11 protein-coding genes are annotated in these 13633 nt (G+C 54.3%); 6 read left to right on the plus strand and 5 right to left on the minus strand.

Annotation, left to right across the window (positions count from 1 at the left end):
• Nucleotides 1-126 precede the first annotated feature (126 nt).
• Together G9Q73_RS20105 and G9Q73_RS00050 are read left to right on the plus strand one after the other, a co-directional pair.
• On the plus strand, nt 127-267 hold the full coding sequence (locus G9Q73_RS20105; RefSeq protein WP_304956534.1) for a hypothetical protein: 141 nt from the start codon (nt 127-129) through the stop codon (nt 265-267).
• Between the two features lie 66 nt (nt 268-333).
• The gene (locus G9Q73_RS00050) at nt 334-1725 is read left to right on the plus strand and encodes a type I restriction enzyme endonuclease domain-containing protein (RefSeq protein WP_304956535.1); all 1392 of its coding nucleotides are present in this window, start codon (nt 334-336) and stop codon (nt 1723-1725) included.
• Nucleotides 1726-1763: 38 nt separating this feature from the next.
• On the opposite strand, the gene G9Q73_RS00055 is transcribed toward G9Q73_RS00050, so the two are convergent.
• Together G9Q73_RS00055 and G9Q73_RS00060 are read right to left on the minus strand one after the other, a co-directional pair.
• Complete coding sequence (locus G9Q73_RS00055) at nt 1764-2147, minus strand: hypothetical protein (RefSeq protein ID WP_177417925.1); 384 nt, start codon at nt 2145-2147, stop codon at nt 1764-1766.
• A gap of 187 nt (nt 2148-2334) precedes the next feature.
• The gene (locus tag G9Q73_RS00060; protein WP_369408927.1) at nt 2335-3378 is read right to left on the minus strand and encodes an aminopeptidase; all 1044 of its coding nucleotides are present in this window, start codon (nt 3376-3378) and stop codon (nt 2335-2337) included.
• 146 nt (nt 3379-3524) lie between these two features.
• Here G9Q73_RS00060 and G9Q73_RS00065 point away from each other — a divergent pair, with 146 nt between their 5' ends.
• Complete coding sequence (locus tag G9Q73_RS00065; RefSeq protein WP_178941442.1) at nt 3525-4286, plus strand: hypothetical protein; 762 nt, start codon at nt 3525-3527, stop codon at nt 4284-4286.
• Here G9Q73_RS00065 and G9Q73_RS00070 read toward each other — a convergent pair.
• Genes G9Q73_RS00070 through argE form a run of 3 tightly spaced genes read right to left on the minus strand, consistent with a single transcriptional unit; the run spans nt 4252 to nt 8814 of the window.
• On the minus strand, nt 4252-6264 hold the full coding sequence (locus G9Q73_RS00070) for an MMPL family transporter (RefSeq protein WP_177417927.1): 2013 nt from the start codon (nt 6262-6264) through the stop codon (nt 4252-4254). The two genes, G9Q73_RS00065 and G9Q73_RS00070, sit on opposite strands and share 35 nt — an antisense overlap.
• Nucleotides 6265-6299: 35 nt before the next feature.
• A complete protein-coding gene (argA, locus tag G9Q73_RS00075; RefSeq protein WP_177417928.1) occupies nt 6300-7634 on the minus strand; it encodes an amino-acid N-acetyltransferase in 1335 nt (444 codons plus the stop codon).
• Between the two features lie 34 nt (nt 7635-7668).
• On the minus strand, nt 7669-8814 hold the full coding sequence (gene argE, locus G9Q73_RS00080; protein ID WP_177417929.1) for an acetylornithine deacetylase: 1146 nt from the start codon (nt 8812-8814) through the stop codon (nt 7669-7671).
• Between the two features lie 76 nt (nt 8815-8890).
• Between argE and G9Q73_RS00085 the strand changes: the two genes are divergently transcribed.
• The 3 genes from G9Q73_RS00085 (at nt 8891) to G9Q73_RS00095 (ending at nt 13531) form a co-directional block, all read left to right on the plus strand.
• On the plus strand, nt 8891-9619 hold the full coding sequence (locus G9Q73_RS00085) for a transcriptional regulator domain-containing protein (RefSeq protein ID WP_177417930.1): 729 nt from the start codon (nt 8891-8893) through the stop codon (nt 9617-9619).
• Between the two features lie 127 nt (nt 9620-9746).
• Nucleotides 9747-11321, plus strand: coding sequence for a hypothetical protein (locus G9Q73_RS00090; RefSeq protein ID WP_177417931.1), 1575 nt, complete (start codon nt 9747-9749; stop codon nt 11319-11321).
• A gap of 23 nt (nt 11322-11344) precedes the next feature.
• Nucleotides 11345-13531, plus strand: a complete 2187-nt coding sequence (locus G9Q73_RS00095) for a pentapeptide repeat-containing protein (RefSeq protein ID WP_177417932.1) — start codon at nt 11345-11347, stop codon at nt 13529-13531.
• Nucleotides 13532-13633 lie beyond the last annotated feature (102 nt).

The raw sequence follows: 13633 nt of genomic DNA on the forward strand, positions 1-13633 counted from the left end.
TCACTCGGTACTTCGTTCAGTTACGTATTGCTCCAGCGAAGTACCAGATCGAGAGCAAGAAAGCCAGCGCCAATATGACCATGATCCTTTGGCGACGGACCGCATCAGGCGCTGGCTGCGGATTTCGTGAAGCTGCGAGAAGCGAGTGGGGGAAGGTCGACCCTCAAGGGCAAGGTGATGTTCGTATGCAGCAAGCGGGAGATTGCCTATGCCTTCTGGCTGGAACTGGTTGCCTTGCGGCCTGAATGGAACGAGGTGTTGGCCTGAGAAGTTGGAGCCACTCTAACCGAGCAGGACGACGCACAGGGAAGTGCTAGTGTCGCGGGAGACAGGATGTCGATAGCGACTAAGAAGAGCATCAAGCCGATGGAACGGGTAAAGATGATCATGACGCGGGGCAAGGATGATCCGAAGGCACTCTACGATCTGCTCGGCGCCCAGGAGTACCGTAAAGAGTTGGACCGGCAGTTCAAGAACGCCAGGTCCAACTTCAAGATCGCCATCGTGGTGGATATGTGGCTCACCGGCTTTGATGTGCCGTTCCTCGATACCATCTATATCGACAAGCCCATACAACGCCACAACCTGATTCAGACCATCTCGCGGGTGAATCGCAAGTTCGAGGGCAAAGAGAAAGGACTGGTGGTCGATTACATCGGCATCAAGAAGCAGATGAACCTCGCCCTGGCGCACTACAACAAGGCCGACCAACAGAATATCGAGGAGGTTGAGCAATCTATCATTGTGGTGCGTGATCATCTCGATCTGCTGAACAAGTTGTTCCACAAGTTTGATGACTCGCCCTACCACCAGGGCAGCCCGCTGGAGCAGCTTAACTGTCTCAATATGGCGGCTGAGTATGCGCTGATCACCGACAGGATCGAAAAGCGCTTCATGCATCTGGTCAAACGCCTGAAAGCCGCCTATGACATCTGTAGCGGTTCTGAAGGGCTGGAGCAGGCCGAGCGCGACCAGATTCATTTCTACCTCGCCGTTCGGTCCATTGTCTTCAAACTCACCAAAGGTAATGCGCCGGATAGCGCACAGATGAACGCCAGGGTACGGGAGATGATCACCGAGGCGCTAAAGGCCGATGGGGTGGATGAGGTCTTCAAGATGGGCGAAGACTCCGCCGGCGCAACCGACATCTTCGATGACGACTATCTGGCCAAGATCGAAAAGATCAAACTGCCCAACACCAGGATCAAGCTGCTTCAGCAGCTGCTTGCCAAGGCGATATACGACTTCAGGAAGGTCAACAAAATCAAGGGTGTGGACTTCTCAAAGAAGCTCAAGGCGCTTGTCGATAGCTACAACGAACGCAAAGAGGATGATGTGCTGGTCAGCAACGTCCTGGAAGACTTCACTGATGAAATCATCGACCTGCTGCATGCCCTGAAGAAAGAGAAGGAATCATTTGCTGATCTGGGTATCGACTTTGAAGAAAAAGCCTTCTACGACATTCTTAGGGGGCTGGCTGTCAAATACGATTTTGAGTACCCGGAAGATAAACTTATTGCCTTGTCCAAAGCGGTTAAAACCGTCGTAGAGGATAAGGCCCGATATACAGACTGGAATCGGCGTGATGATATCAAGGCTGAGCTGAAGGTTGACCTGATCATCTTGCTTGCCGAGTACGGGTATCCTCCCGTCGACCGTGACGAGGTGTACAAGGAGATATTCGAACAGGCGGAGAACTTCAAAAAGCACCAGGCAAGACTTTAGGATTAAGTGGGGAAAACGTGGTGCGTCCCCCTTTTTTTTCAACTCAGATTGCTGGAGATCTCAGCAAGAATCCTCTTGCCTTCTTTCTCGTCCAGCGCCGCAAGGCCGTTTTTCAGAATCAGCCCTTCCAGGCTGGTGTGATGGGCATCAGGTTTGGTTTCAGCAGCTTGGAGCAAAGCCTGACTTGAGGCGTTCAGCAGGCACTTTGCAGCCTTCTTCTTGGCTTGCAGGCGTTTTTGATCCCAGGCAGTCTGAACAAATCGCCATACTGGGGGGGATAACTTCTCTTCACCCCAATTGTTGAGCGTGACCCAATACTCCACGCCGCCTTGAACAGGGGGGAGTTGCCCAGGTGGGACGCCGATCTGGGTAGTCAGAAATGACTTCAGCCAGCGGCTGCTTTTGATCCTTCTCTGTGCCATTTTAGTATCAGCTAATACGATTATCGATGTGGGCATATTAGGCACTACTGCGAGAAATATCTGTAAAACTGTGTGACGTTTGGACGGTAGCCTGCTGGGCTTGTAGGCATGATCAAGCGTAGCGGATCAGGCAAAACGATTCGATACAACTATCGATATTTGCCGGCTCCGCTACGCTTGAGCCGGCCTACAGTTTTTCGGTGAGGATCGCCATGCGTTCCGTTTCAGACTGTCTGGAGAGCTTGGCACAGGCCTGATAGAAAGCATTCCAGTCCCGGTTTTGCTGTTCGAAAAGGTCGAGAAAGCCGGGTACCAGTCGATAATAGGTGGCAATTTGTGCCAAAGAGGCATTGTTGATGGGCTTGTCAAACCAGCGGTCGTAACGCCCGAGGCCATTCCAGCGCTGTTTCAGCTGCTGATAGTCCTGGCGTAATTGGGTGAACAGCCCGGCCTTGCGGTTGCGCATTGCAGATTCCGTCATCTCTATTCCATAGAGTGTTTCCAGTGCGTTGCGGGTCTTCAGCAGGAGGGCTGTGAATCCCTCATGTCGAAACTGCTGTTGTTGCCAGGCCGAGGTGGTTTTTTGCTTCGTGCGCAGCCACTGATCCACGCCCAACTGGGCCACCGCCGTGGCAAAGGCTTCGTTGAAGGCGCTGTCACCCTGCAGATAGAGTTGCTGATGGGCCAGTTCGTGGAATATGAGTTGTGCGAGGCTGGTTTCCGGCCAATGGATCACTGTGCTGGGCAGTGGATCGTCGAACCAGCCGAGGGTTGAGTAGGCGGGCACATCGACGATGGTGACATCCAGCCCCTCGTCCCTTAGTTGGCTGGCGTAGGTTGTCGCCTCGGCTTTGCTGAAATATCCACGGTAGCTGGCGCAACCTACTATTGGGTAACACCACTGCTTTGGATGGACAGAGAACTCCGGTGCGGCCACCACACTCCACACCACAGCCTTGCGCTGTAGATCAGCATAACTGCGATAGCTCTCGTTTTCCGGCAGTTTCAGCGTTTGGCTTGCGAAGTCCCTCAGGGTTTCAACCAACTGTAGCTGCTGCCTCAGCTGCGGATCCGTCTGTGGATTCGTCAGCAGATTGCTGATTGGCTCAGTGCGCTGCAACAGGTCCAGGTGTCCCTGGATCGATTGCGCATAGTATCCAATGCTGGTGCAACTGGAGAGCAGCAGTGCAGCCAGCAGGGCGGCGGGAAGGCGTAGGCGTGGAGGAAGCAGTGTTCAACCCTCTTTCGATTCTGACATATACTGACAGTATACCCATGACGAATAGAGGCTCTAAGCCGGTACGAAAAGAATTCTGGAGTTGGATCTGCCATGGGAGGCATGGATAGCAGCAGCAACTGACCTTTTGGGGATGAATCATGTATTGGATGAAATTGCGTTTTTTACTTGTTGGGCTGGCCTTTCTGTTGGTCGGCGGTTGCCCATTTACTGACTCAGACGATGGCACAGTCAGCACCACGATTGCGTTGACGGCTGCGGACAAGCCCGATGTGGCGCCCTGTCCCACGCAGGATATCCTGGCTGACCAGACAACCCTCGATGAATTGAAAAATGTATTGGTGAATGGCGCGCTTGTCTATCTCGATGTCCCCTGGGATGGTGGTGACCCGGATATTTATTCAAAGAAGTGTGGCCTGGATGCGTTTTGGAATCCGGCGGACAATGTCAATATGGTTGCGCCAGGCGATGTGGGCATGGCGGCACTGACGCTAGCCGAGTACTACCAGTTCGGCAATGCCGGTATCTGCGCTGCCGGTTTTAACAATGGCAGCTTTGGCAACGGAGAGGGTTTTCCTGTTGCAGGCACCTACCGCAAAGAGATCAAAGCGACCCTTGCAGGTTTTACCTATCACCTGCGATTCAGGTTGGTCGTCAGCGGTACATCGGCGGGTAACCTCTTTGCGGCTGAAGGCATTGTGGTGCCGCAGGATATGGAAAACACCCTCGTCTATGAAGTGGATGGCGTCGTGACTGCCCATGCTGACCTCTACAGCGCCATCGTCAATACTTTTCTGGCGGATGGAGGCGCCCCGACCGTGGTGCTGACAATCAAGCCGAACGTGGCAGGGGCGGAAATCCTGCGGATCAGTATCGAACTGATCTGTGTCTCCAAAGCGTGAAAATCGCTGGCGTAAGGGTGAGGCTGCTCAGCAGTGCGAAGGTGAGACCCACTGCCAGCAGGCCGCCGAGTTCCCTGTTGACCTGAATGGTCGACAGGGAGAGTGCCGCCGTGCAGGTGGCGATAACGGCGGTGGTCGTCAGTAGCGCCGGCCCGGCCCGCAAAGCGCTGCTTTGCAGCCGTCTCTGGAGAGAGCGTTGGCTATGTCGCAGTGGCCAGAGCAGATGCAGGGTGTAGTCCACCGCCAGGCCGATATAGATAACCGGCAGCAGCATCATGCCGAGGCTCCAGGGGATGCCTGCATGGCCCATTATTCCGCCGATCAGCAGGGCTGGCAGCAGCAGGGCGATCAACGCCGGGACAATGTTTTCTGTGCTGCCACGGAAGGTCCAGAGAAGGGTTGCCAGGATGATCGCCAGTGATCCGGTCAGACCCATCATGCCGGCTTTGGCGCCCAGCTGCTCCATGCGATGGTAGTCGTAACCTGTGCCACCGAACCAGAGCCGGTGTTGAGACAATACCGTGCGGTCGAAATGTCTCAGCCAATCGATGAGTTCGCTGTGGCGTTGAAAAGAGTGGGGGGCAAAATGGAGCTGCACCCGTGCGGTGGCGCTGTCTGGTTTGAACCAGTCTGAGAGCGCTGCTTCTTCTGTGCCGGGTTTCGACGCCGTAGTTGTTTCCAACCCTCCCGCAAACGGCAGAACCCTTTTCGTCTCGGGCCATGTTTTTGCGTAGTTCCTCACTGCCCTGGCTGCATTCAGGAGCGTCATTCTGTCAGCGCCAGCGTCGTCTATGGCCTCGATGAAAACATCTACGGGCCGCAGGTCAGTTCCACTCATCGTGGCAAGTTTGTCGATCTCCTCTTCAAGTGTATGGGACGCGTGAAAAAGGCTTGGAAAGCGTACTGTCAGTTGCAGTGACGGCAGCCCTGAAAGGGCGATGCAGAGTAGGGCGACCCATGCTGTCAGGACCCGCTTCGCATGGTGTTGTGAATAGCGGACTGCCTGTAGCGCAAGATACCTTGGCCAGTTTGGGACGGGTCGATGCCTGATCCCGGTGGAGAGAAAAAGTGTGCCGGTAAAAAAAGTCAGCAGATAGGCCAGTAGCGCGCCTGCGCCTGCCCAGATCCCCAGATCGTGCAGTAAGGGTGAATCCTCCTGTAGCGCCAATATGAGCAGTGCGCCGGCAGTGGTGAGGGTGGTCAGCAGACAGGGATGGGCCAATGCACGAACTTCAACGCCTAAGAAAAAAGTATCGCGCTTGCCCGCCAGGCGGGCAGTGCGGTCGATCAGATGGATGGCGTCGAGGGTGGCAATGGACCAGACGATGGGGATGAGTACCACCGCAATCAGTCCCGTGTTGCGTTCAATGTGTTGCACCAGAAGCAGGATGAGGGTGCAGGAGATGCTGGCGACAAAGAGTGGAAAGAGCAAAGCGCTCAGGCTTCTGAAGAAGAGATAGGGAATCAGTGTCACCGAGATCAGGAGCCAGGGCAGGATGTCTCTCATATCCTCGTAGGCGCTCTGCCAGGACGCGACCCGAATCTGCGGTGTGCCGATAGTCGCAGCGACAGTATCGGCAAACGCTGCAGTCGATGCCGCTATTGCCTTTTCGAGTCGGCGCGCCGCCTGCATGGTTGAGTTTCCGGCGGTGATGCCGATGATCAGCAGACGGGCATTTTGCCCGCCGATAGAGAGTTGCATGACATCGGCAACATCGTCGATGGCCCTGATCTGTTGCTTCAACCTCTCGACGCTGTTGGGATCCGCCTCCGGCTTGATGCCGATGATCACCCGGTTCGGTTCGATGCCGAAGATTGTCCGGATCTCTTCCAGTCTGCCTTGGTCCTGGGGCGGCAGCATCTGTTCCAGGGTCGGGCGTTCATCGGGGGTGAATGAGGAGAGGTAGTAGAGACAGATCGGCACCGCCAAAATTGCGGTAATTCTGCCAAACCAGATCAGCAAGCTAGGAGCGCCCATTCCTCATCCTGATGCCGGACACCATATTGCCTGAATCAACTCCCGGCGAGTGGCTTGATCAGCGCCTTTGAATTGCGCCGATAGTTGTAAAGTTCCCGGCGCTTGATCGGCAGGGATTTCAGCTCGGCGGTGACGAAACCCCGCTCCCGGAACCAGTGGGCGGTATGGGTGGTGAGTAGAAACAGCTGCCGGATGCCTTGGGCGCGGGCAGTCGCCTCCATCTGTTCCAGCAGCCTCTCCCCACGCCCGCCGTCCCGATAGTCGGGGTGGACGACGACACAGGCAATCTCTGCCATCCCTTCCTTGGCATAGGGGTAGAGGGCAGCGCAGGCGACGGCCATGCCGTCACGCTCCATCAGGGTAAAGCGTTCGATCTCGGTCTCCAGCAGTTCCCGTGAGCGTCTTACCAGAACCCCCTCCGCTTCCAGCGGCTCAAGCAGTTCCAGCAGGCCGCCGACATCTTCGATGGTGGCGGTGCGGGTCTCCTCATAGGGTTCCGCGGTGATCAGGGTGCCCGAGCCGTCGCGGGTAAAGAGCTCTTGCAGCAGTGCGCCGTCTCCCTTCCGGTCGAGCAGATGGATGCGATTGACGCCGCTGCGACAGGCGGTGACCGCCGCCCGCAGATGCTGACAGATATCCTCCGGCAGCCGTTTGCGCCGTGACAGGATGGTGTCCACATCCCGTGGCACCACATTGGTGATGAGGCGCCCCCGTGAGTCGGTCAACCCTTTGCCCTCCACCAGACTGATGAGCTTATCCGCCCCCAAGGCGATGGCCACGGATGCAGCGACATCGGCGGCGCTCAGATTGAATACCTCGCCGGTCGGGGAGTAGCCGATCGGGGGAATGATGGCAATCGCACCGGATTCCAGGCGCTGCTCAATGGCTGCGGAATCGATGCGGCGAACCTCTCCGGTATGACCGTAGTCGGTACCGTTTCTGACGCCGATGGGTTTAGCCGTCACGAAGTTGCCGGAGGCTGCCCGGATACGCGCTCCTGCCATGGGAGAGTTGGAGAGTCCCATGGAGAGCAGGGCCTCGATCTCCACCCGCACGGCGCCGGCGGCCTCCTTGACGCAGGCAAGCGCTGCATCGTCGGTTACCCGCAGGCCATCGATGTACTGCATCTTGGCGCCGCGTGCCTGCAGCCGCTCTTCGATCTGGGGGCGTGCACCGTGTACCAGCACCAGACGGATTCCCAGTCCCAGGAGAATGGCAAGATCGTGGATCAGGTTCGGAAAGCATCTATCCGCCACCGCCTCACCACCGAAACAGACGACGAAGGTGCGTCCACGATGGGCGTGGATATAGGGGGATGCGTCGCGAAACCAGCTCACGAAAGGGTCGGTTGTTTGCTTTTTGGAGACCATTTTTCTGCCTAATCAGCGTCTGGCTAACAGAAGATCACAAACAGAATCTCTTCACCAGCGACTGTATCAGTTTGATTGCAGGCTGGATATGTTCAAGGGGAAGGTATTCATCGGGTTGATGGGCTTGATCGATATGACCGGGTCCGCAGATCACAGTCTCCATGCCCATCTCGTTCAGATAGGGCCCTTCGGTGCCGAAGGCGACAGCACCCGCCGGAAAACCGGTGAGGGACTCGACTGCCTGCACGATGGCGGCATCCTTTGGAGTCTCCATCGCCGGGATGCCAGCGAAGACCGGGACCAACTCCCAGGCCAGACCGCTGCCCGTAAGCAGCCGCTCAAGACGGGCTGATATCTCGGCTCGCAAGTCACTCAGCACCATACCCGGCAGTGGGCGCAGATCGAACTGGAGTTCGCACTGGCCGCAGATGCGGTTTGGGTTGTCGCCGCCGTGGATATGCCCGAGATTAATGGTTGGCACCTCAACTTCGAACGCAGGGTTGCGATAGCGTTGCTGCAGATCGTCACGCCACTGCAGCACCTCTCCGATGACCCGGTGCATTCCCTCAAGGGCATTGACCCCCAGCGATGGGTCGCTGGAGTGGCCGGAGCGGCCGGTCAGCCGAATCGACTCCATGGAGATCCCCTTGTGGATGCGAATCGGCTTTAGCCCGGTCGGTTCGCCAATCAGTGCGTGACGTCCCAGTCGGCGGTGCAGATCGACGAGCGCCTGGGCACCGCACATGGTGCTCTCCTCATCGGCGGTGGCGATCAGGGTCAACGGCTGTTTCAGATTGTGCAACGGCAGTTCGCGGATTGCCTCGATGACAACCGCAAAGAACCCCTTCATATCGGTGGTGCCGAGGCCGTAGAGGCGGTTGTCCCTTTCGACGAGCCGCAGGGGATCGCTGTGCCACTTCTCCTCGTCGAATGGTACGGTGTCGGTATGGCCGGACAGCACCAGACCTTCACTGCCGCTACCGGCGCTGGCCACCAGATTGAACTTGTTCTTGTGACCTGGGATCGGCACTATCTCGATATTGAAGCCGAGTGATTCGAGCCAGCTGCTCAATATCTCTATCACCGGCTGGTTGCCCATATCCCAAGCGGGATTGACACTGCTTACCGAAGGCGCAGCGATCAGTGTACGGGTCATCTCCATTAGATTGGGTCTCTTCATACGAATGATTCTGGATGGTTGAACCACTCTCCGCAAGTGTGGTGAGCTAGCTGCTGACAAAATCAGGGAAAATTCGATGCCTATGAAGGTGTGGCTCAATGCCGACGACTATAAGTTCACAGAAAGATTGACCGGCGCCCAATGGGCCTGGGAGTTTCTGCGGCGCAATCCCGATTACCGCAGGGAGTGGGAGGCCTTCAATGAGACATGGCAACTGCTGGAGGCAGCCTACGGCAGACCGCCGAACCGGGATTTCTGTGCCTGGAAGCTGGATCCCAGATCCTGGGTGGCGGCCAGTGAATGCAGTGAGAGCGACTGCCGTATCGAAGGTGACAAGGTACTGATTGAATGCGCCATGGGCGCCCGATGGGGCTTCTACAAATTCCCCCCCGGCCCGGCGGATGACGATCCGGTGGGTGAAGGGCGACTGGCATGGCGGCAATTTTCAGTGCCGCCACGCCTGGTTGAAGAGCCCGGTGATGAATGGCGGACAGAACAGGCGGCGATACTCTTCGACCTGGCGATCCCGCTGCCGGAACAGTTGGTCCAGGCCAAGCGTAGGCTGCAGATAGAACAGAGCAGGCGCATAAAGGCAGGCAAGATAACGGCACCGAAGGTGTTGGCTCAGCGGGTTCACTGGCGTCTGTGGCTTCGGCTGCTCGATGCAGTGGAGTCAGGTGCGGAAAACGTGATGATGGCACAGCAGTTGGATCTGGAAGAGCCTGAAGAACTTGCAGAGGCACTTTCTGCTGCAAACAGTATGCTGGATGGAGCATACAGACATTGTCTGCTGTTTAGCGGGTAATGGAGAGGAAACTCGGATATGTTGTCCAGGAACACTTTTTGTCACAACGAACTTTATTTCTGTATGATGAAAAAGGCTATGTCGTATCTGCCTGTGCTTGTTTGATCGTTATGACAAGGGAAACGCCATGGAAATAAAATTCGATAATTTTCCAAAGGAATTACACGACAGCGACTGGTACTCCCCGCAGAAGTTATCCTATAAACGCCCGTTCCTTGTTCGCCTGGTCGAAACATCCATTCCCCCCGCTTTCCGCTCCACACGCAAATTTGTCGGAGCTGAACGATTTTCAATTCCCTTCGCATCAGATCTCTCTCTGTGGGTCTTCAATTGGAGCGCTATCGAAGGTGCCGAAGATGCGATCGCCTTTGTCTGGGACACACCAAGGCGTACCTTTCTGGTTGATTTCCGTGCAGAGACATTTCTCAATGTGATCAGGGAGATCTATTCTGAGCAAGTTGACAATAAGAAGCATTCTCTAGCCTATCTTGCACTCTATTTCGAAACTGGAGCAGTCAGGAGGAAAGAACAGAGTCTCGTATTAAGCCTGGATGAGGTGCCGCGGCCGGAGAATATTGAGCAAGAAAGCTGGGATGATATGCTGGAGAGAGTATCAGATAATGACGAGCCAGTAATTCTGGATCGTGAAAGAGAAGCGTTATACCAAGTATCCTTGGCCTATAAAAAAGGTTTTCTGCCAAATATCGAGTATCAATTGCTCATGGAAGATTGCATTTTTCCGCAACCGAAAACCCCCAGCACTGTTGTTGGTTTGGATCAGCCTTGGTGTGCCTCTGTGCTTCACCTTCTTGATATTCCATCATCTGAACGCCGTGCTGAAAACAATAAGGAGTCGCAACGTGCTTTGAAACGCCTAATAAGTTGGCGTCCGTCGGATATTGAAGCCGATGTGGAAGCAGTTCTGCATGAATCACTGAAGAATTTTGAGCGACGTTGTTCCGAGCGCCCCTGGGTTGAGATTTTGCCGTCTGAAGATGATGCCTTGAGGGGTGAAGCCAGAGAACTTTTTTCATATATAAACGAACGCTGTCTTGATTATCACATTCCTGATGCCTGGGCGCAGTTGCCCTGGACTGATGGTATAGGGGATGAATTGCGTGTTTTACGCAAGACACTCTCATTCTATAACGGACACAGTCACTACGAAATAATAGACCGGCGGGGAGGCTATCCACGGCGAACCGAGATGCTTTTTGCAGTCGCAGATTCGGAAGTTCCTGAAGGTGTCGACCGCCTTGTACCACTCAATGGTAAGTCGGCCACGCTTCACAAGCTAAATGCTGCCTACAAACTTAATCTGAACAGCACAACTGCTACGGAGTATCTCGATTTCTTTTGCGACATGGTGCATGGTGATGAAGGCCTGTTTCATATTGTAGAGTCGATAGACGATGCCAAGTGGCGCTGTCACTCAAAAGATCAGCGCGATGTGCTGTCGGATACGATAAGACCGATTCGGATCTGGCCGGCCAGTGACCCCGGCAAGGACTTTATGGTTGCGGATGCCTTTCTAACCTATTCAGATACCTTTTTTCATGCGTGTTTTCATGTCTATCCTGATGGGAGTGTCGCTATGGATGATGATACGCCGGTGATGGGCCGTTTGGGTATGGTGCCGGAACTCTTTACCACCAAGACGCATTTTCTCCTGCGTCTCCCTCGCGATTTTGTGTTGCCATAACCAGAATACTATTTGAGACGAAAATGACTGAATCCATGCTTGTTTCGAACGAGATTATCGACGCGGATATGTTTGTCGCAGCGCTAAAGCGGGGCGATATGGCTGAGATTGAACATAAGCGTGTACGCGGTGCCGTCCAGTTTCGCGGAGAAAGTGTAACTTTTCCAATGCGGGCGTTGTATACCTGCTTTGAGGGTGAAGTCGACTTTACCGGCACGAAGTTTGAAGGGGGCGCCGACTTCTCCGGTTGTACATTTTCAAAAACAGTTGCTTTTCGAAATGTCAGGGTTGTTGGGGACTTTATTCTCGATGATGTGGATGTTTTGGATATGCCCTCTTTGTGGGGAACACGTCTTCTTGATGCAGTTTCGCTTAATTTGAATGGGCTGCAGGTTGAAGGAAATTTTGTGTTGGATCGTACTACGGTCCACGGTATGGTTCTGGCAAAGGGCCTTCAGGTAGAGCGGAATGCGAGCATTCGTGGATGTGAAATCAACTCGCCGAATCCCAAGAATATAAATGCTGTTACTCTCGATAATGCAAGGATTGGCGGGGATTTTAATTTTGGCTGTTGGGCGCAACAGGGATCACTTTATCGTAAGAACGGAGCTTATCGAGAGTCCCTGGTCAGAGGCAGTGTCAGCGCAACCAATATTCGGGTTAAAGGAACGGTCAATATAGCCGGGTTGCAAGTTCTTGGTAACTTATCCTGCTGGGGTTCGGTTTTCGAGAGTACCGTATTTATAAAGCCTTTCATAAAACAGGCGGATGATGGCTTCAGCGTGGTCGCACATACTGTGGTCAGTGGAACGCTAAATTTAGCTGCGGCAAAAATATCCGGGCACTTAGAGATAGAGAGTACGCGTGTTGATGGTCTGCTAAACCTGCTTTCGTTGGAATCAGGGACTATTGTCCTAGGAATATTCGAATACCCCACCCCTGCTGATACTGGTCCCTGTATTCTCGGCGGTTTGGTGCTGATAAATGCGCGAATACATGGCGATGTGCGAATGCCGTTGCTCGTTGTAACCGGTGGGGATAATACTAAAGGCCCTCCAGGACTCTTTATCAATGGCACCGACATTGAAGGCGACATTCTGTTCTGGCGCAGCACCTTGCAGTATAACAATAGTGCCGGCGGCTTAAATCATTCGATCGATTTTCTTACCGAAGGTGCGTTTGTTGGAGGGCATCTTGAAATATGCCAATCGAACATCCGTGGTGAATGCGATTTTGTCAATGTTACAGTAGCCGGAGTGATCAGGTTAAACGATAGCCACATTGCAGGTGATATCGCCTTTCGTTCGCGGACAACACTGCTTTCCTCGTATAAAACGCCAAAAATCGTGCGGGATCGCCTGCCAAAGAGTTATGTGAAATTACGTCGTGCGACAGCTGCAAATCTTGACCTGACTATGGTTCGTTGTGATAACGACATCGATCTAACCGGCCTGGATCTTATCTCGGAACGACCGGATGCTGAGTATGCAAACGAACTTCTTGATGGGGTCAAGGTCGGCTGTGTGGTGGCGAGAGGGCTACAGGCACAAGGTGAAGTTGAACTCTTTGCCATCAATGATGAGTTTAATGTTACGGACAGCGTAAACATACCAGGTGCGGCCGACTTCAGATATCTGAAAGCGTTTCGGTTCGTGATTTCACACAACAGTTTTGATGCTGAAACATTCAAAGAGTGTGATATCGATAGAATTGGCCTGCGTTTGACATCGGCCAAACTCGGCGAATTAAGGATCGAGGCACGGAGGATAGAACATAAACGGTGGCAGCGCCTTTTCGGTGGAAGAACAGAGCGTTTTCCCCGTCCACTGCATCTGCAGGATCTGTCGGTGCGTGCCTGGGATATTCGAAACTATGAGCAGACAGACAAATTTCAGACGCTGCTCTCCTGCGATCCCATGTTCAGGCGTGACTTGCTCGTAGGGTCAGGAACAGTCCGTTCCGGAATGCGGGGCATGAGTGAAGCCAAAGGAAATTACGGCGTATATATCACGTGCGCCGGCGCGCTGCGCCTGCGTCGGAGGTGTGGCGGAAGGGATGCGCCTGGCACGGTAAATGGAGATGGTTTTTTCGTCTTTTCCCTGGGTCTCTGGGGATTTTTCACCTGCCCTTCGCCCGCACCTCTGCTCGGTTTGCGGCTTTACGCCCGCTACGACTTCTTCAGTCATCTGAGATTGTGGTTTTGGGGATGATGCCGTGCCCTTTCCGTACGCCTACTTATCTGTAAAATACAACGTTCCACGGACTTTTACTTTTGAAAAGAGGTCAAAACTTTGACATGGGCAATGCGTGGC

The organism is endosymbiont of Lamellibrachia barhami, from assembly GCF_011947365.2.
Lineage (GTDB): Bacteria > Pseudomonadota > Gammaproteobacteria > Chromatiales > Chromatiaceae > QGON01.